Here is a 20,486-nt window from a genome sequence, read left to right on the forward strand (position 1 = left end):
GGCCTCCGCCGGGCGGTCGCGGTGCGCGCACCATAGGACCGCGGCCGCCCGGCCCCTTCGAGCACTCGCGAACAGGAACTTCTCTCATGCGCACCACCGTCAAAATCGGCGCAGTCGCCGTGACCGCGTCGGCCGCTCTCCTGCTCACCGCGTGCGGGGGTTCGTCGTCCGGCAGCGGTTCGAACGCCGCTGCCGTCGTGTCGACCCACGCCTCGCAGGGACCGGGTGTCGTCCTGGACTCGCCGTTCGCCAAGCCCTCCCTGGTGCTGACCGACAACCACGGCAAGTCGTTCGACCTGGTCAAGCAGACCGCCGGGCATCCCGTGCTGCTCTACTTCGGCTACACGCACTGCCCCGACGTGTGCCCGACCACCATGAGCGACATCGCGCTGGCCAAGTCGAAGCTGTCCCCGGCCGATCAGGCCAAGCTCCAGGTGGTCTTCGTCACCTCCGACCCCGACCGCGACACCCCTGCCCGGCTGAACGCCTGGCTCGGCGCGATCGACAAGAGCTTCATCGGTCTGACCGGCAAGTTCAGCACGATCCAGGCCGCCGCCCGCTCGCTCGGCGTCGGCATCGACCCGCCGGTGAAGGAGAAGGACGGCAGCATCACCGTCACCCACGGCGCCGAGGTGCTGGGCTTCTGGCCCAAGGACAACAAGGCGCACGTGGTGTACATGTCCGGCACCACCGCGGACCAGTACACGCGCGAGCTGCCGAAGATCATCAGGAGTGAGAAGTCGTGATCGCGACCAGGTCCGCCGGGCGGCGCACCCGGGCCGGCGCGGCCGCGCTGGTGGCCCTCGCCGCGGTGGCGACCGGCGGCACCATCGCGCTCACCGGCTGCTCGTCCTCGGCGGGTTCGCCGGGCTCCACGGGTTCCGCGGACACCTCCGCCGCCGCGGCCGGCGCCAGGTCCGCGCGCCCCGCCGAACTCGCGGTGACCGGTGGGTACATACCGCAGCCGCTGCTGACCGACATGGCCGCCGCGTACTTCACCGTCACCAACACCGGCGGCACCGCGGCCCAACTCACCTCCGTGACCAGCGGTCTGGCCGCGCACGCCACCCTGCACCGCACCGCCGGCGACACCATGCAGCAGGTGATGTCACTGCCCGTGCCGGCCGGCGGCAAGCTCACGCTGAGCACCGGCGGCAACCACGTGATGCTGGAGGACCTCACCCACAAGCCGGCGGTGGGCGACAAGGTGACGCTCACCCTGCACTTCGCGCACGCCACGCCGGCGACGATGACCGTCACCGTGCCGGTGCGTCCGACGACGTACCACCCAGGAGGCTGAACAGCCGATGGACACACGGTCGTACGTACGGCAACCGGGCGCCCGGCCGCCCGGGTCGCGTTGGCGTCGGGTCGGGACGCGTCCGTTCGCGGCGCGGGCGGCCTGGTCCTGGCCGCGGCGCGCGGCGGCGCTGCTCGTGGGGCTCGGCGCGCTGGTCGGGCTGCTGCTCGGCACGGCGGTGCCCGCCTCGGCGCACGCCGCCCTGATCCGTACCGACCCGGCCGACGGGTCGGTGGTCAAGACGGCGCCGCAGCGGGTGGTGCTCACCTACTCCGAGGGCGTGCTGCTGTCCGACGACTCGCTGCGGGTGCTCGACCCGCACGGCACCAACGTCGCCGTCGGCACCCCGGGCCACGCCCAGGGCAAGGACTCCGGCGCCACCTCGACCGTCGCCCTCAAACCGGGCCTGGGCGACGGCACCTACACCGTGGCCTGGCGGGCGATCTCCCAGGACAGCCACCCCGTCGCCGGCGCCTTCACCTTCTCCATCGGCGCCCCCTCCAGGACGGACGTCGACCTGTCCGGCGTCGCGGCGCGCGGCGGCGGCGCGGCCGGCACCCTGTACGGCGTCGGCCGCTACGTCGCGTACGCCGGCTTCGCACTGCTGGTCGGCGCCTCGGTGTTCCTCTCGGTGTGCTGGCCGCGCGGCGCGCTGCTGCGCCCGCTCCAGCGGATCGCGGCGACCGGCTGGGTGGCGATGGCCGCCTCCACGATCGCGTTGCTGCTGCTGCGCGGGCCGTACGTCAACGGCAAGGGGCTCGGGCAGGCGCTCGACCTCGGGGTGATGCGCGACCAGCTCCAGACCAGACCCGGGGCGGCGCTGCTGTCCCGGCTGCTGCTGCTCGCGGCCGCCGCGGTGTTCCTGGCGGTGCTGTTCGGGTCGTACGCCAGACGGGAGGACCCGGAGGAACGCGCGGACCTCGCCTGGGGGCTGGGCATCGGCGGCACCGTGATCGCGGTCGGCATCGCGGCGACCTGGGCGATGGCCGAGCACGCCTCGGTGGGCATCCAGCACCAGGTCGCGATGCCGGTCGACGTGGTCCACCTGCTGTCCATGGCGGTCTGGCTGGGCGGTCTGATCACCTTGCTGACCGCGCTGTGGGCTCCCTCGGTCGCGAGCCGCCCGATCGAGGCGTACGCGGTGCGCCGCTTCTCGCTGATCGGGCTCACCGCGATCACGCTGCTGGTCGGCACCGGCGTCTACCAGGCGTGGCGGCAGATGGGCAGTTGGCGGGCCTTCACCGGCACCTCCTACGGGCGGACGCTGCTGATCAAGATCGGGCTGGTGTGCGCGCTGGTGGCCATCGCCTGGTTCTCCCGGCGCTGGACCGCGCGGCTCGGGCAGGCACCGGCCACGGCTTCGGCTTCGGGCTCCGCTTCGGCGTCGGCTTCGACCACGGCTTCCGCTTCCGCGGCGGCCACGGCCTCGGCCGGCACCGTGGTGGCGCAGGGCGTACGCGAGCCGGTGGCGGCGGCCACGGACCGTACGGACGGGACCGCCGCGACCGCGGGCGCCAAGGCGGGTGCGGCGTCCGGAAGCGGCGGTGCGGGTGGGGCCGACAACGCCCGGGCCGCGCAACTGCGCCGGCAGCAGGCCGCCCGTAGCGCGGCGCGGGCCAGGAAGGTCCTGGACGCCGACCCCTTCCGCGGCGCGCTGCGCCGCTCGGTACTGGCCGAGGCGGCGGTGGCCGTGGTGCTGCTCGGGGTGACCACGATCCTGTCCGGCTCCCAGCCGGGGCGGGCCGCGGAGGAGCAGAAGGCCCTGGCACCCGCACCGTCCGCGTCCTCGGGCACAGGCACGGGCACCGCACCCTCGGGGCAGGGCCGGATCGCGGTCACGGTGCCGTACGACACCGGCGGCCCGAAGGGGAAGGGCACCGCGGAGATCACGGTGACCCCCGGGCGGGCCGCGACCCCCAACCAGGTGCAGTTGGTGATCAACGGCGCGGCCGGCACCCCGGTCGACGTGCCCGAGGTGCGGCTGGCGTTCACGCTGCCCGCACAGAACCTCGGCCCGATCCCGATCACGCTCACGCACGTGGGCACCGGCAAGTGGACGGCGAGCGCGGCGCAGTTGCCGCTGCCCGGCACCTGGCAGATGTCGGTCACCGTCCGCACCTCGGACATCGACGAGGTGACGGAGACGAAGAATGTGAAGGTCACGTCGTGAGTGCCACGAACAAGGCGGCGGGGCGCACCGCCGGACAGGCCGTCCGCAAGCCGGCCGAGCAGAACCCCGGGCAGGGCTCAGGGCAGGGCTCCGAGCAGGACGCGGCCCGGCCCGGGGTCAGCCGTCGGCGGCTGCTGGGCACCGCGGGCGCGGCCGGGGCGGCCGGGCTCGTGGTCGGCGGCGGTGCGGGCGCCGCCGTGGCGGCCGGCACCCGGGACGAGCCGACCGCGCTGACGACGGTCGGCTCGGCGCACATCCCGTTCGAGGGCACCCGGCAGGCCGGGATCGTGCAGCCCGCTCAGGCCCGCGGCCATCTGGCCGCCTTCGACCTGGTGGCCGGCGCGGACCGCCGTGCGGCGGCCGCGCTGCTGCGGCGCTGGTCGGACGCGGTGCGGGAGATGACCGCGGCCGGTCGCCCCGCCACCCCCGCGGCGTACGACGACCAGGTCGCCGACGACGCGGGGCCGTCCTCGCTGACCGTCACCTTCGGGTTCGGGCGCAGCTTCTTCGGGCGGACCGGGCTGACGTCGAAGCTGCCGGCCGCGCTGGCGCCGCTGCCCGACTTCCCCTCGGACCACCTCGACCCCAAGCGCAGCAACGGCGACCTGTGGGTGCAGATCGGCGCCGACGACGCGCTGGTCGCCTTCCACGCGCTGCGGGTGCTGCAGAAGGCGGCGAGCGGCACCGCGACCGTGCGCTGGCAGATGAACGGGTTCAACCGCACCCCCGGTGCGACCGACCGGCCCCGCACCGCGCGCAACCTCATGGGGCAGATCGACGGCACCAACAACCCCAAGCCGTCCGACCCGGACTTCGACAAGCGGATCTTCGTGCCGGCGACCGGCATTCCCGACTGGATGGCGGGCGGCTCGTACGCGGTCGTCCGGCGGATCAGGATGCTGCTGGACACCTGGGACCGCCTGTCGGTGGCCGAGCAGGAGCGGGTGGTGGGGCGCCGCAAGTCCGACGGCGCGCCGCTGTCCGGCGGTGTCGAGACCACACCGGTGCAGCTCGACAAGATCAACCCGGACCGATCTCTGGCGATCGCGGGCGACGCCCACATCCGGCTGGCCGCCCCCGCGTCGAACAGCGGCGCGGCCATGCTGCGCCGCGCCTTCTCCTACCACGACGGCATCGGCACCGACGGCACTCCGGACGCCGGGCTGCTCTTCGTCGCCTGGCAGGCCGACCCGCTGACGGGCTTCGTGCCGGTCCAGCGCAAGCTCGACGGCGCCGACGGGCTGTCCCGCTTCCTGCGCCACGAGACGAGCGGGCTCTTCGCGGTGCCGGGCGGGGCGGGGAAGGGGGAGTACGTCGGCCAGCGCCTGCTGGAGGGCTGACGAGCCGGCGGGCCCCGCAAGGCGGGAGGGCTGACGCGCGAGGGCCCGGCGCTGGGCGGTCGCGCGTCTCGTACGTTCGTGCGGAGCCTTGCGAACAAGCTTACGAGACGGACGGGGCCGCCCGTGTGGGCCGTTAGGCTGAACTCATGTCGCCGGCGAGCCGTTACACGTATCTGGGACCTGAGGGCACCTTCACCGAGGCGGCGCTGCGCACGCTGCCCGAGTCCGCCACCCGCGAGCTGGTCCCGATGGTGTCGGTGGCCGCCGCGCTGGACGCGGTACGCACCGGTGAGGCGGGCGGCGCGCTGGTGCCGATCGAGAACTCGGTGGAGGGCGGCATCACCACCACCCTCGACGAGCTGGCGTTCGGCGCCCCGCTGATGATCTACCGCGAGGTGCTGCTGCCGATCGCGTTCGCCCTGCTGGTCCGGCCGGGCACGAAGCTGTCCGACGTGAAGACGGTGACCGGCCACCCGGCCGCCCAGGTGCAGGTCAGGCAGTGGTTGTCGAAGCACCTTCCGGACGCGGTGTGGGAGTCGGCCGCCTCGAACGCGGACGGCGCCCGGCTGGTCCAGGAGTCCCGCTACGACGGCGCCTTCGCCGGCGAGTTCGCCGCCCCGACGTACGGCCTCGAACCGCTGGCCACCGAGATCCACGACGCCTCGAACGCGACCACCCGCTTCGTGCTGGTCGGCAAGCCGGCCCGGCTGGCGGCGCCCACCGGCGCGGACAAGACGTCGGCGGTGTTCTGGCTGCGCGACGACCACCCCGGCGCGCTGCTCGACCTGCTCCAGGAGTTCGCGATCCGCGGGGTGAACCTGATGCGGATCGAGTCCCGGCCGACCGGTGAGGGCCTGGGGCAGTACTGCTTCTCGGTCGACGCCGAGGGCCACCTGACCGACCGGCGGGTGAGCGAGACGCTGCTCGGGCTGCACCGGCGCTGCCTGAAGGTGCGGCTGCTCGGGTCGTACCCGCGGGCCGACGGGATCGCGCCGGAGGTACGCCGCGGCGCGAGCGACGAGGAGTTCAGCAAGGCCGCGGACTGGCTGAACCGGGCGCTCGACGGGCGCGCCTGAGGCAGGCCCGCCGCCAAAATCCAGGCCCTGACATGACGGAAGGTGACCGCCCACCCGGTCGCCTGGCGTTCGCCTTGGCTTTGCCCACCAGCCATCTTGCGAGTTGTCCACCGAGTTATCCACAGGCTCGGCGCACGGCCTGTGGGTAACTGGGGACAAGTCGACAGAGGAAGCCGACCAAGTCGACAAATTGGTACACAGACACCAAGTCGCCCCGGAGGGCGACACCTCACCCCGCGTCACCCCAAATCCCCCTCGCCATCCTCCCGGGGGAACGCATCTCACTCGAAAGGGAGTGTGGAACGGGTTTGCGCGGGGAATCCATAGCCGGACACAGAGCCCGGGAAATGATCTCGCCACTTCTCCACAGATCTTCCCCACAACCTGTGGACAACCGGCCGGGATTTCCCCACTCCCTGTGGATAACTCGGCCGGAGAGGGGCTGGGAACGCCCCTGGCGCCACCCTCCGCTGTGGATCAACTCCGGTTCTCCACAGGCCGGCTGACCCCGGGGAGGGATGGTCGGAATTGCGTTGACGAACGACGTTATCGCCATCTTCTCCTCCTTCCTTCGCTTTTCCAGCGAACCGGACATTGCTCGCATTACGCCTTTAAGTTGTCGCCGCATCCGACCGCCGCCCGGTAGCCTGTGGACCGTGATTGACCTTCGTCTGCTTCGTGAGGACCCCGACCGAGTGCGCGCCTCGCAGCGCGCCCGTGGAGAGGACGTCGCGCTCGTCGACGCGCTGCTCTCCGCCGACGAGCGGCGCAGGTCCTCCAGTACCCGTTTCGACGAACTGCGCGCCGAGCAGAAGCAACTCGGCCGGCTGGTCTCCAAGGCGCAGGGCGACGAGCGGGCCGACCTGCTCAAGCGCACCAAGGAACTGGCCGATTCGGTCAAGTCCGCGGACGCCGAGCAGCAGGAGGCCGCCGAGCAGGCCCAGCAGCTTCTGCTGCGCCTGGGCAACGTGGTGCACCCGGACGTCCCGATCGGCGGCGAGGAGGACTTCGTCGTCGTCGAGACCGTCGGCACCCCCCGGGACTTCTCCGCCGAGGGCTTCGCCCCCAAGGACCACCTGGAGCTGGGCGAGCTGCTCGGCGCGATCGACACCGACCGCGGTGCCAAGGTGTCCGGCTCGCGCTTCTACTACCTCACCGGCATCGGCGCGCTGCTGGAGCTGGCCCTGGTCAACGCCGCCATCGCGCAGGCCACCGCCGCGGGCTTCACCCCGATGCTCACCCCGAACCTGGTAAGGCCCGCCGCCATGGCGGGCACCGGTTACCTGGGCCAGGTCGAGGACGACGTGTACTACCTGGAGAAGGACGACCTCTACCTGGTCGGCACCTCCGAGGTCCCGCTCGCCGCCTACCACATGGACGAGATCATCGAGGCGTCCAGGCTGCCGCTGCGCTACGCGGGCTTCTCCGCCTGCTACCGGCGGGAGGCCGGCTCGTACGGCAAGGACACCCGCGGCATCTTCCGGGTGCACCAGTTCGACAAGGTCGAGATGTTCGTCTACACCACGCCGGAGGAGGCCGAGGCCGAGCACCAGCGGTTGCTGGCGTGGGAGAAGCAGTGGCTGACGTCGCTGGAGCTGCCGTTCCAGGTGATCGAGCTGGCCTCGGGCGACCTGGGCTCCTCGGCGTCGCGCAAGTTCGACTGCGAGGCGTGGATTCCGACCCAGGGCAAGTACCGCGAGCTGACCTCCACCTCCAACACCACGCAGTTCCAGGCCCGGCGGCTCGGCATCCGGATGCGCGACAGCGACGGCACCCGGCCGTTGGCCACCCTCAACGGCACCCTGTGCGCGGTGACCCGCACCATCGTCGCCCTGCTGGAGAACCACCAGCAGGCCGACGGCTCGGTCCGGGTGCCCGAGGTCCTGCGGCCTTACCTGGGCGGGCGCGACGTCCTGGAGCCCCCGGCCACCGGTGCGAACCCCGCCGCCAAGTGACCGCCTCCGAGCCGGGTACGGCCGGCGGCTCCGCCACCGGGCCGCTGCCGTACCAGCTGGTCGCCACCGACCTGGACGGCACCCTGCTGCGCGAGGACAGCACCGTCTCGCGGCGGTCCCGCGCCGCGCTCGCCGCGGTGACCGCCGCGGGCGCGGCGCACATCATCGTCACCGGCCGCTCGGTGCCCTGGACCCGGCATGTCCTGGAGGACCTCGGTTACCAGGGGCTCGCCGTCTGCGGCCAGGGCGCGCAGGTGTACGACGCGGGCACGGGCCGGCTGCTCACCTCCGTGACGCTGGACCGCAAGCTCGCCGCGGTGGCACTGGCCAAGATCGAGGCGGAGGTCGGCCCGGTCGCCCTGGCGGCCAGCCGGGACGGCCTCGACGGCGAGGTGCTGGTCGGCAACGGATACATCTACAACCCCGAACTCCCGGTCATCCACATGACCGGCACCGACGTGCTGTGGGCCGAGCCCATCAACAAGCTCTACATCCAGCACCACGAACTCGACGACGACGCGCTCGCCGACGCAGCCCGCGCGGTCGCCGGCGACATGGTGGGCGTCGTCATGGCCGGGCAGGGCATCGTGGAACTGCTGCCCCTCGGTCTCACCAAGGCGACCGGGCTGTCGCTGGCCGCCCGGCGGCTGGGCGTCACCGCGGCGCAGACCATCGCCTTCGGCGACATGCCCAACGACGTGCCGATGTTCCGCTGGGCCGGGCACAGCGTGGCGATGGCCAACGCCCACCCTGACCTCAAGGCCGTGGCCGACGAGATCACGCTCTCCAACGACGAGGACGGCATCGCGGTGGTCCTGGAGCGGCTCATGGGCGCCGCCGCCTCCTGAGGCACGCGGCCCGGGTCCGTACGCAGGGGATTGCGGGGAGCGCCCACCGGCGGTCCCGGCGGCTGTCCTCCCACCCGGCCGCCCTTCCGTCGGCCGTACCGCTGTCGGCCGTACCGCTGTCGGATACCGGAGCGTGCGCGGCAGGGGTGGGCGGCAGCGGCGTCAGGGCGTAGCAGCACAGCCCGATCAGCACCGCCGTGAAGTGGCCGAGGTCGGTGAAGGTGTCACCGGCCACCAGGCGATAGCCGAAGAAGCCGATCAGCGCCACCGCGTAGGGCCGGCGGACGCGGCGCGGCAGCCGGTAGGTGAGGACCCCGGCGACCCCGGCGAGGCCGTAGCTGACCCCGATGTCCACGGTGTGCGCCAGGGAGTGCGGCAGGCGGTTGTCCCGGATGTCGAGGAAGACCGCCTTCTGGCTGAGCAGCGTGGCGCCCACGTGCGCGACGGCTGCGGTCGCCAGCCAGCGCGCGGTGCCGAGCCAGCGTTCCGCGGTGGCGTGCACCACCTCGAAGAGCACCACGTACACGGCGAGACCGGACGGACTCTGTATCCACAGCGCGCTGGCGATCAGCACCCGGATCGGATGCGCTCGCAGCTCCACCAGGTTGGTGCTGACATGGTGCAGTACGTGCGAGCGCACGTCCGCCGGCAGCAGCGCGGCGATCCCGCTGGTGAGCAGGATGATCAGCAGCCAAATGTGCGTGCCCGGGGTGGAGCGGACCCAGGCGACAGCAGCGCGCCCCGCGTCGCCGGGTGTGACCCGGTGACACGGGGCGACCGATCCGGCGGCGCGGCCCTGAGGCGGCGGGGTGCTGTGCGAGGAGTCCTGGGCCATCCCCTCCAGTCTCGGACGGTTCGCTGTGAGCCGCCGGATGGACGCACTGGCCGGGCGGGTGCGTTCGCCGCCTTACTCGTCGCCCACCGGCTTCAGGGTGCTCAGCCGGCGCGCCGCGTACCAGGTGGCCGCGACCGTGACCACGATCAGCAGGATGATCCCGGTCGGCAGCGACACCGCCGAGCTGACCAGGTCGCCGTGCGCGGCCTTCGCCCCGACAGCGAGCGCCCACTGCTGCACGCTGAGCGTCTGGGCGCCGGACACGAGGTTGCCGATCACCGTCTCCCACACCAGCGCGTAGACCAGGCCGACGACGACCGCGTGCCGGGTGAACACCCCGAGCAGCAGGAAGATCGCCGAGTAGGCGACGGACGCGACCGCGGTGGCGATGCCGTAGGCCACCGCGATGTTCTGGCCGTTGGCGTTGAGCAGGTAACCCGCGAGCAGGGTGGGGATCGCGGAGAAGACGAGGGTGACGCCGATGGCGACGAGCAGCTTGGTGGAGATGATCGTGGAGCGCCTGATCGGCTTGGCGAGCAGGTAGACGATGGCGCCGTCGTCGATCTCGGGGCCGATCGCGCCGGTGCCGGCGATGACGCCGAGCAGCGGCAGCATGGAGCTGAGCGCGAAGCCCTGGAGTATGTCGTTGGCGGTGCCGTCGTCGGCGCCGGCCAGGGCGCGCACGGCGGCGCAGATTACCAGCAGCAGCGCGGGCAGCCCGAACAGCAGCAGGGCGCGGCGGCGGCCGAGCAGCGCGCGGTAGGTGAGCCTGGCCACGGTGGGGTGGTAGAACACCGGACCGCCGGTGCGGGGGGCCGCCGGCTTGGCGGCGGGCGCGTCGGGGAGCGCGGAGGTGGTGGACATGTCGGTCGCTCCTTACGCCGTGACCAGGTAGGAAAACACGCTTTCCAACGACTCGTCGGACGGCGAGACCGCGTACAGCCGGATGCCGTGGTCGCGGGCGATCCTCGGCAGGTACTCGGTGAAGCCGGCGAAGTCGATCGCCTGGATGCGCAGGGCCCGCTCGGTGCGGTCCAGCTCGATGCCCGCGGTGGAGCCGTGCGCGATGAGCACGGAGGCGAGCGCACGGTCATCGCTGGAGCGTACGAGGTAGCGGTGCGGGCGGTCGGTCATCAGCCGGCGGATCTTGCGGAAGTCGCCGGAGGCGGCGTGCCGTCCGGCCACCACGACCTCGATGTGGTGGGCGAGTTGCTCGACCTCCTCCAGGATGTGCGAGGAGAACAGCACGGTCCTGCCGTCCGCGCCCATGGCGCGCAACAGGTCCATCAGGTGCAGCCGCTGGCGCGGGTCCATGCCGTTGAACGGCTCGTCGAGCAGCAGCACCGACGGGTCGTGCACCAGCGCCGACGCCATCTTGGCGCGCTGCCGCATGCCCTTGCTGTAGGTCTCGATCCGCCGGTCCTGGGCGTATTCCATCTCCACCGTGGCCAGGGCGCGCTGGGCGGCGGCGCCGGGGTCGGCCAGGCCGTGCAGTTCGGCGTTGGCGACGACGAACTCGCGTGCGGTCAGGAAGTCGTACATCGACTCGCGTTCGGGCACGATGCCGATCTCGCGGTACGCCTGCTCGTTGCGCCAGATGACGGCGCCGTCGAGGGTGACGCTGCCGCCGGAGGGGGCGAGGAAGCCGGCCATCATGTTGATGAGCGTGGACTTGCCCGCGCCGTTGGGGCCCAGCAGCCCGGTGACGCCCGGACCGATGGTCATGGTGATGTCGTTGACCGCCACCACGTTGCCGAACCAGCGGGAGACCGTGTTGATGCCGATGGTGGTCATGAAAGGCCCGCCTTCTGGTAGCGGCGCATCAGCAGCCCGAAGCTGCCCGCCAGGATCGCCATGATGACCAGCAGATACGCGATCCCGGCCGCCGCGTTGGGCGGTCCCGCCGCATTCGGGAAGGCGGAGGTGGCGTCCAGGAACCAGGTCTGGAAGCCGTCGATCAGGGTGATCGGCGAGAACAGCCCGAGCCAGCCGATGACGTGCCACTTCTCCTGGTTGAACGCGACGCCCTGCACCGCGGAGACGGCGCCGTAGGTGATCACGAACAGGGTGATCACCGCGGCGACTCCGAAGCCCCGGCGCGGGGTGACGGCCGCGATCACCAGCCCGATGCCGGCGAACAGCAGGGACAGGACGGCTATGGACACCAGGCCCTTCGCAAACCCGGCGGTCTGGTGGCCGAAGCTGAGCTTCGCCAGCAGCGCGCCGATGTAGAGGATCAGCAGGGGGAGCGCGGTCAGCAGGAACAGCGCCGAGGCCAGCGCGGCGAACTTCGCGGCCACGTAGTCGACGGCCTCGATCGGCCGCGAGAAGTACAGCGGGGTGGTCTTGAAGCGCAGGTCGCGCGAGACGGCCTGGGGTGCCTGGGAGGCGACGAAGAGCGTGATGACCGCCTGGAGCACGATCGCGTAGCGGGTGTACTGGAGCGGCAGGTCGTTGCGGTTCGTGACGATCGTGACCGCGACGAGGATCAGTGCCGGCAGGCACATCACGGCGAGCAGCAGCATCGGCAGCACCTTGGACTTGGCGCTGCGGCCGAGGCCGTACGCGCCGCGCAGGCTCTGCACGTAGAGCGACTTGCGGGCGTAGGCGCGGCCGAGACGGGGCCCGTCGTACGACCGGTAGCCGATGTCGTGGATGACGTCCGTGGGCGTCAGGTCGGGCTGGGTCACCGGGCGTTCCTTCCTGTGCCCGCGGGGACGGGTGCGTGCGCGTCGGTGTCGGTACCGGCGTCCGTGTCCGTGTCCGCGAAGAGTTCGGCGATCCGGTGGCGGCGCTGTTCCATGCGGACCAGGCCGACGCCGAGGACGGCCACCGCGTCGCGGACGGTGTCGTACGTCTCGTCACCCGCGATGTCGACCATCAGCAGGTGGCCGGCGCCCTGGGCGGTCAGCCCCGCGCCGGTCAGCGCGGCAAGCAGGTCGTCCTCGCGATCGGTGACCTCGACGGCGAGGGAGCCGGTGGTCTGGGTGAAGTCGCTGGTGGACGACGCCCGCAGCAACTTGCCACCGTCGATGACGACGATGTGGTCGCTGGTGCGCTCCAACTCCCCGAGCAGGTGCGAGGTGACGAGCACCGAGATGCCGAAGTCGCTGTGCACGCGGCGGATCAGCCCGAGCATGTCGTCACGGCCGACCGGGTCGAGGCCGTTGGTCGGCTCGTCGAGCAGCACCAACTCGGGGTCGTGCACCAGCGCCTGGGCGAGTTTGACGCGCTGCTTCATGCCCGTGGAGTAGCCGCCCATCGGGCGGTAGCGCTCCTCGTACAGGCCGACGTGCCGCAGCGTGTCGGCGGTGCGCTCGCGGGCCGCGGTGGGCGGCAGGCCCGACATGCGGGCCATGTGCACCACGAACTCGGTCGCCGAGACGTCCGGCGGGAGGCAGTCGTGCTCGGGCATGTAGCCCACCAGGGCCCTGATCTCGGCACCGTCCGTGGCCACGTCGCGGCCGAGCACGGTGGCACGGCCCTCGGAGGCCGGGGCGAGTCCCAGCAGGATCTTGATCAGGGTCGACTTGCCGGCTCCGTTGGCGCCCACCAGCCCGGTCACACCGGGCGTGATGTCCACGGTCAGCCGGTCGAGCGCGGTCACCCTCGGGTACCGCTTGCTCAGGCTCTCGGTAGCGATCACAGTCACGGCTCGACCGTAGTGGCAAACGCAAGGCCCACGCGTCGCCCGCGGGGCGGTGCTTCGTGTACGACTCACGGCTGACCACCCGTAGGGGTCGGCACCCGATCGGGTGAAAGTGCCTACGGGTCGGGGTCGGAGGTCTTGACGCTGCCATCGGTCGATGTCACATTGATCACTGACAGTGTTGATCGGTGCTGGGGGCGGTGACGGCGTGGACGGCATGGGTGGGACGGACGGAACGGGCGGGACGGACGGCGGGAGTGGCGCGGAGGACGCGGGCCGGGCAACGGGCGCTGACGCGGGCGCGAGCCTTGACACGGAGTCGGACGGCGCCGAGCCGGCGCGCGGTCCGGTGCGGGAGCGGTTCGTGACCGGCGCCGGCGGCGTGCGGCTGTGCGTGACCGAGCGAGGTGCGGCCGCCGCGCCCGGCGGCCCGCCGACCGTGATGCTGGTGCACGGCTATCCGGACAGCAAGGAAGTCTGGTCGCCGGTCGCCGAGCGGCTCTCCGACCGCTTCCACGTGGTGAGCTACGACGTGCGGGGGCACGGCCGCTCCTCCGCGCCGAGCCCGCTCAGGGGCGGCTTCACCCTGGAGAAGCTGACCGAGGACTTCCTCGCGGTCGTCCGTGCGGTCAGCCCGGACCGCCCGGTGCACCTGGTCGGCCACGACTGGGGCTCCGTGCAGGGCTGGGAGTTCGCCACCGTGCCCGCCGCCGAGGGCCGGATCGCCTCCTTCACCTCGATCTCCGGCCCGAGCCTCGACCACTTCGGCCACTGGATCAACCGTCGCCTGCACCGCCCCACCCCGCGCCGCGTCGCCCAACTCCTCGGCCAGGGAGCCAAGTCGTGGTACGTCGGCGCCCTGCACACCCCCGTGCTGCCCGAGCTGGCCTGGCGGGGACCGCTCGGCAAGCAGTGGCCCAAGATGCTCGCCCGGGCCGAGAAGGTCCCCTCCGACGGCTATCCGACCGCCTCTCTCCCGCAGGACGCCGCGCACGGCGCCTGGCTCTACCGCGACAACATCCGGCGCCGGCTCGGCCACCCGCGCCCCGACCCCGTCGCCCACGTGCCGGTCCTGCTGATCACCCCCACCCGCGACGCCTTCCTGTCCGAGCGGCTCTACGACGACCTCGACCGCTGGGTGCCTCAGCTGACCCGCCGCACCCTGCCGGCCAAGCACTGGGTGCCGCGGTCCCGGCCGGACCAACTGGCCCGCTGGATCACGGACTTCGTGGCCGCCACCGAGGGTGAGGCCGCTCTCGACGACCCTGGACCGGGCCCCGCTGTGCGGACCGTGCTCGGCCGGGGCCTGCCGGCCGCACGCGAGCGGTTCGCCGGGCAACTGGTGGTGGTCACCGGCGCCGGCAGCGGCATCGGGAAGGCGACCGCGCTCGCCTTCGCCGAGGCCGGTGCGCGGGTGGTCGCGGTGGACCGGGACGCGGAGGGCGCCGCCTCGACCGCGGCGGCCGCCCGCCGGGCCGGCGCGCCCGACGCCTGGCCCGAGGTGGTCGACGTCGCGGACGCCGACGCGATGGAGAAGTTCGCCGCCCGCACCGCCGACCTGCGCGGAGTGCCCGACGTGGTGGTGAACAACGCGGGAATCGGGCTGGCCGGCGCCTTCCTCGACACCACCCCGGAGGACTGGAAGCAGGTACTGGACGTCAACTTGTGGGGCGTCATCCACGGCTGCCGGCTCTTCGGCCGCCAGATGGCCGAGCGCGGCCAGGGCGGCCACATCGTCAACACCGCGTCGGCCGCCGCCTTCCAGCCCTCCCGCGCCCTGCCCGCGTACAGCACCTCGAAGGCCGCCGTGCTGATGCTCAGCGAGTGCCTGCGGGCCGAACTCGCCCCGCACGGCATCGGGGTGAGCGCGATCTGCCCCGGCCTGGTCAACACCGCGATCACCGGCAGCGCACGGCACGCGGGCGTCAGCGACGAGGAGCAGGAGCGGCGCCGGGCCAAGAGCGCCAAGCTGTACGCCTTGCGCAACTACCCGCCGGAGAAGGTCGCCCGGGCCGTGGTGCGCGCGGTGCGCCGGGACACCGCGGTCGTCCCGGTCACACCCGAGGCGCGCGGTGCGCGGCTGCTGTCGCGGATGTCCCCGGGTGCGCTGCGCGCGCTCGCCCGGGTCGATCCGCCGATGTAACCGGCTGCCCGTCAGCCCGACCGGGCCCCTGCCCACATCGCCGCCCTCGTCCGTCCCGATCCCCCACCCGCAGAACCCGTAAGGAGGCCACACCCGTGAGCCACGCGATCAAGCCCCGTCGGGTCACGTTCGACTGGAAGCAGACCCCGCTGCACTGGATTCCGGGCGAGCCGACGGCGACCCACGTCATCAACGTGCTGCATCTGCTGCTGCCCGCGGGCGAGCGGTGGTTCGTGAAGGTGTTCAAGGAAGCGCTGCCCCTGGTCACGGACGAGCGGTTGCTCAAGGACGTGAAGGGCTTCATGGGCCAGGAGGCCACCCACAGCGTCCAGCACGCGTATGTGCTGGAGCACCTGGCCGAGCAGCGACTCGACACTGAGGCGTACACCCGCCATGTGGAGTGGATGTTCGACGTGATGCTGGGCGAGCGCCCGCCGTGGGGCCTGCCGGTGCCGCGCCGCGAGTGGCTGCGCTTCCGGCTGTCGCTGATAGCCGCGATCGAGCACTTCACCGCGGTGCTCGGCGACTGGATTCTGGACGCGGACGCGCTGGACGGCGCGGACAGCGACGAGGTGATGCTCGACCTGCTGCGCTGGCACGGCGCCGAGGAGGTCGAACACCGGTCGGTCGCCTTCGACATGTACCAGCACGCGGGCGGCAAGGGCGCGGTGCGCTACCTGCGGCGCGCCGAGGGCATGGCGCTGGCCTGGCCCACGCTGTTCTACCTGTGGGTGGCCGGTGCCCGCTATCTGCTGCGCCACGACCCGCAGCTGGACCGGGGCCGCTACCGCTTCAAGGACCACCGCGCGGCCGCCCGCCGCGGCCTGGTCCCCTCGTGGGCCTCGCTGCACGGGGCCATGCCCCGCTACCTGCGGCGGTCGTACCATCCGTCGCAGGAGGGATCGTTGCGCAAAGCGGTGGAGTACCTGGCGGTGTCCCCCGCCGCGCAGGCCGTCCAGCCCAGGACGTCCGCCGGCGGCGGGGCGGCGGAAGGGCCGGCCGTCGCCTCCTGACCCCCGTACAGCAGACCAGCGAGGAGCAAGTCCGTGACCACCGCGGAAGAGCAGCGCGCCTACCGGATCGAGGACCTGTCCCACCTCAGTGGCACCACGGTCCGCACGATCCGGGCGTACACCGACCGCGGCCTGCTGCCCAAACCCGAGCGGCAGGGCAGGGCCAATGTCTACGACGACACCCATCTGGCCCGGCTGCGGCAGATCGCCGACCTGCTGGAGCGCGGCTACACGCTGGCGAGCATCAAGGAGTTGCTCGCCGCCTGGGACGCGGGCACTGGCCTCGGCGGCGTACTCGGACTGGTCGGCGAGGTGGACCGGCCGTGGTCCGACGAGGCACCGGCCCGGACAGCGCTGGCCGAGCTGACCGACGCGTTCGGCGGCGTGATGGACCTGACAGCGGTCGAGGAGGCTCTGCGGCTGGGCGTCCTGGAGGCGGTGCCCGGACACGACGACGAGTTCCTGGCGCCGAGCCCCAGCGAGCTGGCCGTCGCGGCCGAACTGCACCGTGCCGGGGTGCCGCTGGCCGCGATCACCGGGCATCTGCGCGAGGTGCGCGGCCATGTCGAACACATCTCGGAGCGGTTCCTGGAGTTCACCACGGAGTACGTCTTCCAGCGCTTCCTCCAGCACCCGCCGACCGACGAGGAGGCCGCCGAGGCCGCCGACCTCATCCGGCGGCTGCGCCCGCTCGCCCAGCAGACCGTCGACGCCGAGCTGGCCCGAGCGATGCGGTTGCGGGCCACCGAGCACATCCGGCGCCATCTGGGGGACGCGGCCGCGTTCACGCCGCCGGCCGAGCAGGAGCCGCCCGGGTCCGGGGCGGAAGCGGGGCACCGGAGCAGCGCGGAAGGCGCCCCGCCCGAGGCCACCGCGCCCGCGCCCTCCGCCGGCACCGTGCCTTCGGCGGCACCCTCGTCCACGCCCCCGTCGCCCCCGTCCGTACTCGTACCGCTGCCCGCGCCCACCGTCGCCGCCGTACGGGAACTGGTGGGGGCCGACCGGGTCCCGGCGTTCGTCGCTGCCGCCGCCGACCGCGAGGTGGCCGCCCGCCGGATGGACGCGCTGGCCGACCGCCCCGCCGCTCCATGACGCGAGCGACGCGGCGCCGTCCCGGGCTCCACGGCACGACGTCGGGCCGCCACGTGCCGCGGTGGCGGCGGCCCGGCCGGCGCTCGCGGCGGGCGGCTCAGCCGAGCTGACCCGGTGCCTCGATCGCGATCTGCTCGAAGATCGCGTGGTCGTAGCCGAAGTCGGAGTCCGGGATCGGCCAGTGCACGACGATCTCGTCGATCCCGGCCTCGGCGTGCCGCCCGGCGAAGTCCACGAACGCGTCCAGCGAGCTGAACGGAGCGGCCCGGTCCGGAGTGAAGCCGGTCAGCAGCACCTTGGGCACGCCGGCCGGCTCACGGGCGGCGTCCCGCAGCGCCGAGCCGAGCCGCTCGATCTGGCCGCGGATCGCCGCCAGCGACTCCTCCGGCGTCCCCGTCTCGTAAAGCGCCGGGTCACCCGTGGTCACCCACGCCTGGCCGTACTTCGCAGCCAGCCGCATGCCCCGCGGCCCGGTGGCCGCCACCGCGAACGGCAGCCGCGGCGTCTGCACGCAGCCGGGGATGTTCCGCGCCTCGACGGCGGAGTAGTAGCTGCCCCCGAAGGTGATGTCGCCCTGGGTGAGCAGCCGGTCGAGCAGTTCCACGAACTCTGCGAACCGGTCCGCCCGTTCGCGCGGCGACCACTCCTCCCGCCCCAGCACCAGCGCGTCGAACCCGGTCCCGCCGGACCCGATCCCCAACGTCACCCGCCCGTCGCTGACGTCGTCGAGCGTCATCAGCTCCTTCGCGAGCGTCACCGGATGCCGGAAGTTCGGCGAGGTCACCATCGTGCCGAGCCGGATGGTGTCGGTCGCCCCCGCCGCCGCGGTCAGCGTCGGGATCGCCCCGAACCACGGCCCGTCGCGGAACGGCACCCGCCATGACAGGTGGTCGTAGGTGTAGGCGGCGTGGAAGCCGAGTTCCTCGGCCCCTTGCCACACCTTCCGACCCTCGGCCCAACGGTAGATCGGCAAGATCACGGTACTCAGTCGCATGAGGACGACCTTACGAGCACCGGACTGCACACCAGTGGCGAAACATGGCTGCGTCGTGCCGGCAGTCTCGTGGAAGCGGGACGACCGAGCGTGCCGGGTCGCCAACCTGGCACGGATGAGTACAAGGAGCGCCGCCGAACTGGACGGGCTGATCGAGGAAGCGACCGTCGACACGTACGACGAGATCGAGGCGGTCAACGGATTCCTGGCGGTCGTCGATGAACACCTGGCCGTTCCGTTCGCCACGACCGTCCTGGGCGTCGAGGTGACCGTGGTCAAGATCTACCTCACGAACGACTCCCGCATGGTTGCCCGTTGCGTCCGGGAGGGGTTTCAGCAGGACATCGGCTTGGCTGAACTGCCCCTGCCGGAACCGCCCCCGGACGGGGCGCACTGGATCGAGGCGTACCGGCGCTGGTTCCGGTTGCTGACGAAGTGACCCGGGCAAGGGCCGAAGCGCGTCGGAGTACGACATGAGCACGGCCACAGATCTCGCACAGGCCCTACGGCGTAGCGCCGAACTGAAGGAAGACCTCGTAGCGTTCGGGGAGGGCCGCTCCTTCGAGCGGTTCCTCGACCCGCTCTTGACGGAAGCCGCCGGCCCCGAAGGCGCGTTGGACGAGGCGACCGCGATCAACGTCATCGATCGCTTCCTTCTTCAGTACCGCCTTCCGGACGGCAATACGGTCGCCGACCGCTTCGCCGCCCGCCGAACGACCCTCACCGATGCCGACCGGCAGATGATTCTCGCCTGGCGTGACCCTGTGGAGGGGCTCTTCGAAGTACGGGGCAAGGACGGCGACTGCCTGATCCTGCTCAACCTGCTGGACGACCTCGAGTACCGGACGTACACCAACGCCGGGCGGTCGGCTTTCCGCGGGGTCGCGAAAGGAAGCTTCCTCGGCGCCCGAGTGGTAGCCCTGGCAACGGTGCCCGACGCGTGGATCATCTCCGGCGTGATGTCCTCCTATCCTCGCACCGCCGCGCCGGAGATCGCCGCAGCGGCCCTCGATCTGACCACCAGCCGGCCCGACCTCGTCTTCCGCGAGAGGCACCGAAGGACAGCGGGCGCATACCGCAGTATGCTGACCGTATGGCTGAGACGACCCGTATCACCGTCACCCTTCCCACCAAGCAGGTGACCGAGCTGAAGAGGCTGACGGACAACCTCTCCGGGTACGTCGCCGAGGCGGTGGCCCGCCAGATCAGGCACCAGTTGCTCGGCGAGGAACTGCGACGCTACGAGGAAGAGAACGGCGCTTTCACCGATGAGGAGATGGCCGCCGCCCAGGCCAGAATCTTCGGCACAACCGGGCACGAGGACTCGGCGAGCGCCGCGTGAACCTGCGCCTTGAGACCGTCGTACTGGACTCTCAAGGACTGTCCACCTGGATCTCGCAGGAGCGGAGCACCCTGGCGATGATCCGTTCCTTCCATGCGATGGGAGCCGACCTCGTGGTCTGCGCCAACACCATCATCGAAGTCGCGCACGCACGAGTGAACACCGCCCGTCTGAGCTGGGTCCTCTCCCAGGTCAAAGTGGAAGCGGTGACCGAGCACGCAGCCAGGAGCGCGGTCAAACTGCTCAAGGAAGCCGGTCTGCACGGCCACAAGTACGCGATCGATGCCACCGTCGCTGAACTGGCACTCCGACAACCGGGGCCGGTCGCGATGCTCACATCCGACGTCGACGACATGGCCAAGCTGTGCGTCAACCGCATCCGGCTCGTAGAAGTGTGACGTTCGGGCGCGCCAGGATGAGATCAGGCGCGTTTTCACATGTCAGCCCACGATAGGTGAACGTCTCTTGACCGAGGTCACGAGGGTGCCCAACCGGATACGGAAGGTCACCGCTGCGGCAGCGGTCAGCGTCGGGAGCACGCCGAACCACGGCTTGTCCCGGTAGGTCCGCCATGACAGGTGGTCGTAGGTGTAGGCCGCGTGGAACCCCAGCTCCTCCGCCTGCCGCCGCCCCTCCCGGCACTGCTCGTGCCAGCGGTGGATCGGCAGGGTCATGGTGTTCAGTCGCATGCCATTGACGATGCGGCGGGTCGGACGGCGACGTCAGTGC

General features: G+C 71.8%; 20 protein-coding genes and 1 pseudogene. 14 read left to right on the forward strand and 7 right to left on the reverse strand.

The genetic code is table 11. The features are described from left to right. The first annotated feature begins 86 nt into the window (after positions 1 to 86). The 7 genes from OG370_RS20850 to OG370_RS20880 all read left to right on the forward strand — a co-directional run bounded on the left by OG370_RS20850 (position 87) and on the right by OG370_RS20880 (position 8,689). Positions 87 to 746, forward strand: coding sequence for an SCO family protein (locus OG370_RS20850; protein WP_328466457.1), 660 nt, complete (start codon positions 87 to 89; stop codon positions 744 to 746). Further along, positions 743 to 1,300: a copper chaperone PCu(A)C gene (locus OG370_RS20855; protein ID WP_328466459.1), complete on the forward strand. Its 558-nt coding sequence runs from the start codon at positions 743 to 745 to the stop codon at positions 1,298 to 1,300. The genes OG370_RS20850 and OG370_RS20855 overlap by 4 nt, the downstream gene beginning before the upstream one ends. A gap of 7 nt (positions 1,301 to 1,307) precedes the next feature. Next, positions 1,308 to 3,470, forward strand: a complete 2,163-nt coding sequence (locus OG370_RS20860; protein WP_328466461.1) for a copper resistance protein CopC — start codon at positions 1,308 to 1,310, stop codon at positions 3,468 to 3,470. After that, the gene (gene efeB, locus OG370_RS20865; protein ID WP_443060719.1) at positions 3,467 to 4,810 is read left to right on the forward strand and encodes an iron uptake transporter deferrochelatase/peroxidase subunit; all 1,344 of its coding nucleotides are present in this window, start codon (positions 3,467 to 3,469) and stop codon (positions 4,808 to 4,810) included. The genes OG370_RS20860 and efeB overlap by 4 nt, the downstream gene beginning before the upstream one ends. A gap of 146 nt (positions 4,811 to 4,956) precedes the next feature. After that, positions 4,957 to 5,886 carry a prephenate dehydratase gene (pheA, locus tag OG370_RS20870; RefSeq protein ID WP_328466463.1) on the forward strand — a complete coding sequence of 310 codons (930 nt, stop codon included), beginning with the start codon at positions 4,957 to 4,959 and terminating at the stop codon, positions 5,884 to 5,886. A gap of 656 nt (positions 5,887 to 6,542) precedes the next feature. Further along, positions 6,543 to 7,841, forward strand: a complete 1,299-nt coding sequence (gene serS / locus OG370_RS20875) for a serine--tRNA ligase (RefSeq protein WP_328466465.1) — start codon at positions 6,543 to 6,545, stop codon at positions 7,839 to 7,841. After that, positions 7,838 to 8,689: an HAD family hydrolase gene (locus OG370_RS20880; protein WP_328466467.1), complete on the forward strand. Its 852-nt coding sequence runs from the start codon at positions 7,838 to 7,840 to the stop codon at positions 8,687 to 8,689. Before serS ends, OG370_RS20880 begins: the two co-directional genes overlap by 4 nt. Here the strand turns inward: OG370_RS20880 and OG370_RS20885 are convergent. From OG370_RS20885 to OG370_RS20905, 5 genes are all read right to left on the reverse strand, one after another. Continuing rightward, positions 8,667 to 9,524, reverse strand: coding sequence for a rhomboid-like protein (locus tag OG370_RS20885; protein ID WP_328466469.1), 858 nt, complete (start codon positions 9,522 to 9,524; stop codon positions 8,667 to 8,669). The two genes, OG370_RS20880 and OG370_RS20885, sit on opposite strands and share 23 nt — an antisense overlap. 72 nt (positions 9,525 to 9,596) lie before the next feature. Continuing rightward, the gene (locus OG370_RS20890) at positions 9,597 to 10,388 is read right to left on the reverse strand and encodes an ABC transporter permease (RefSeq protein ID WP_328466471.1); all 792 of its coding nucleotides are present in this window, start codon (positions 10,386 to 10,388) and stop codon (positions 9,597 to 9,599) included. 12 nt (positions 10,389 to 10,400) lie between these two features. After that, positions 10,401 to 11,318, reverse strand: a complete 918-nt coding sequence (locus OG370_RS20895) for an ABC transporter ATP-binding protein (protein ID WP_328466473.1) — start codon at positions 11,316 to 11,318, stop codon at positions 10,401 to 10,403. After that, a complete protein-coding gene (locus OG370_RS20900) occupies positions 11,315 to 12,214 on the reverse strand; it encodes an ABC transporter permease (protein ID WP_328466475.1) in 900 nt (299 codons plus the stop codon). Before OG370_RS20900 ends, OG370_RS20895 begins: the two co-directional genes overlap by 4 nt. Then, positions 12,211 to 13,176, reverse strand: a complete 966-nt coding sequence (locus OG370_RS20905; RefSeq protein ID WP_328466477.1) for an ABC transporter ATP-binding protein — start codon at positions 13,174 to 13,176, stop codon at positions 12,211 to 12,213. The genes OG370_RS20900 and OG370_RS20905 overlap by 4 nt, the downstream gene beginning before the upstream one ends. Positions 13,177 to 13,390: 214 nt before the next feature. On the opposite strand from OG370_RS20905, the gene OG370_RS20910 reads away from it, so the two are divergent. The 3 genes from OG370_RS20910 to OG370_RS20920 all read left to right on the forward strand — a co-directional run bounded on the left by OG370_RS20910 (position 13,391) and on the right by OG370_RS20920 (position 17,421). Next, a complete protein-coding gene (locus OG370_RS20910; RefSeq protein ID WP_443060877.1) occupies positions 13,391 to 15,316 on the forward strand; it encodes an SDR family oxidoreductase in 1,926 nt (641 codons plus the stop codon). Between the two features lie 95 nt (positions 15,317 to 15,411). Next, a complete protein-coding gene (locus tag OG370_RS20915) occupies positions 15,412 to 16,329 on the forward strand; it encodes a metal-dependent hydrolase (RefSeq protein ID WP_328466481.1) in 918 nt (305 codons plus the stop codon). Between the two features lie 33 nt (positions 16,330 to 16,362). Then, positions 16,363 to 17,421 (forward strand): MerR family transcriptional regulator, encoded by a 1,059-nt coding sequence (locus OG370_RS20920; RefSeq protein ID WP_328466483.1) that lies wholly within the window; start codon positions 16,363 to 16,365, stop codon positions 17,419 to 17,421. Positions 17,422 to 17,518: 97 nt separating this feature from the next. Here the strand turns inward: OG370_RS20920 and OG370_RS20925 are convergent, their stop codons facing one another. Beyond that, positions 17,519 to 18,415, reverse strand: coding sequence for an LLM class flavin-dependent oxidoreductase (locus tag OG370_RS20925; protein WP_328466485.1), 897 nt, complete (start codon positions 18,413 to 18,415; stop codon positions 17,519 to 17,521). A 115-nt stretch (positions 18,416 to 18,530) separates the two neighbouring features. On the opposite strand from OG370_RS20925, the gene OG370_RS20930 reads away from it, so the two are divergent. From OG370_RS20930 to OG370_RS20945, 4 genes are read left to right on the forward strand one after another with little or no spacing between them, the layout of a single operon-like run. Further along, the gene (locus OG370_RS20930; RefSeq protein ID WP_328466487.1) at positions 18,531 to 18,854 is read left to right on the forward strand and encodes a hypothetical protein; all 324 of its coding nucleotides are present in this window, start codon (positions 18,531 to 18,533) and stop codon (positions 18,852 to 18,854) included. A gap of 34 nt (positions 18,855 to 18,888) precedes the next feature. Beyond that, the gene (locus OG370_RS20935; RefSeq protein WP_328466489.1) at positions 18,889 to 19,557 is read left to right on the forward strand and encodes a hypothetical protein; all 669 of its coding nucleotides are present in this window, start codon (positions 18,889 to 18,891) and stop codon (positions 19,555 to 19,557) included. After that, the gene (locus OG370_RS20940) at positions 19,509 to 19,757 is read left to right on the forward strand and encodes a hypothetical protein (protein WP_328466491.1); all 249 of its coding nucleotides are present in this window, start codon (positions 19,509 to 19,511) and stop codon (positions 19,755 to 19,757) included. Before OG370_RS20935 ends, OG370_RS20940 begins: the two co-directional genes overlap by 49 nt. Continuing rightward, the gene (locus tag OG370_RS20945; protein ID WP_328466493.1) at positions 19,754 to 20,155 is read left to right on the forward strand and encodes a DNA-binding protein; all 402 of its coding nucleotides are present in this window, start codon (positions 19,754 to 19,756) and stop codon (positions 20,153 to 20,155) included. Before OG370_RS20940 ends, OG370_RS20945 begins: the two co-directional genes overlap by 4 nt. A gap of 51 nt (positions 20,156 to 20,206) precedes the next feature. On the opposite strand, the pseudogene OG370_RS20950 reads toward OG370_RS20945, so the two are convergent. Then, a pseudogene (locus tag OG370_RS20950) lies at positions 20,207 to 20,446 on the reverse strand (LLM class flavin-dependent oxidoreductase); the annotation flags it as partial. Between the last annotated feature and the right edge of the window lie 40 nt (positions 20,447 to 20,486).

It is taken from the genome of Streptomyces sp. NBC_00448 (assembly GCF_036014115.1).
In the GTDB taxonomy this organism is placed as follows: domain Bacteria; phylum Actinomycetota; class Actinomycetes; order Streptomycetales; family Streptomycetaceae; genus Actinacidiphila.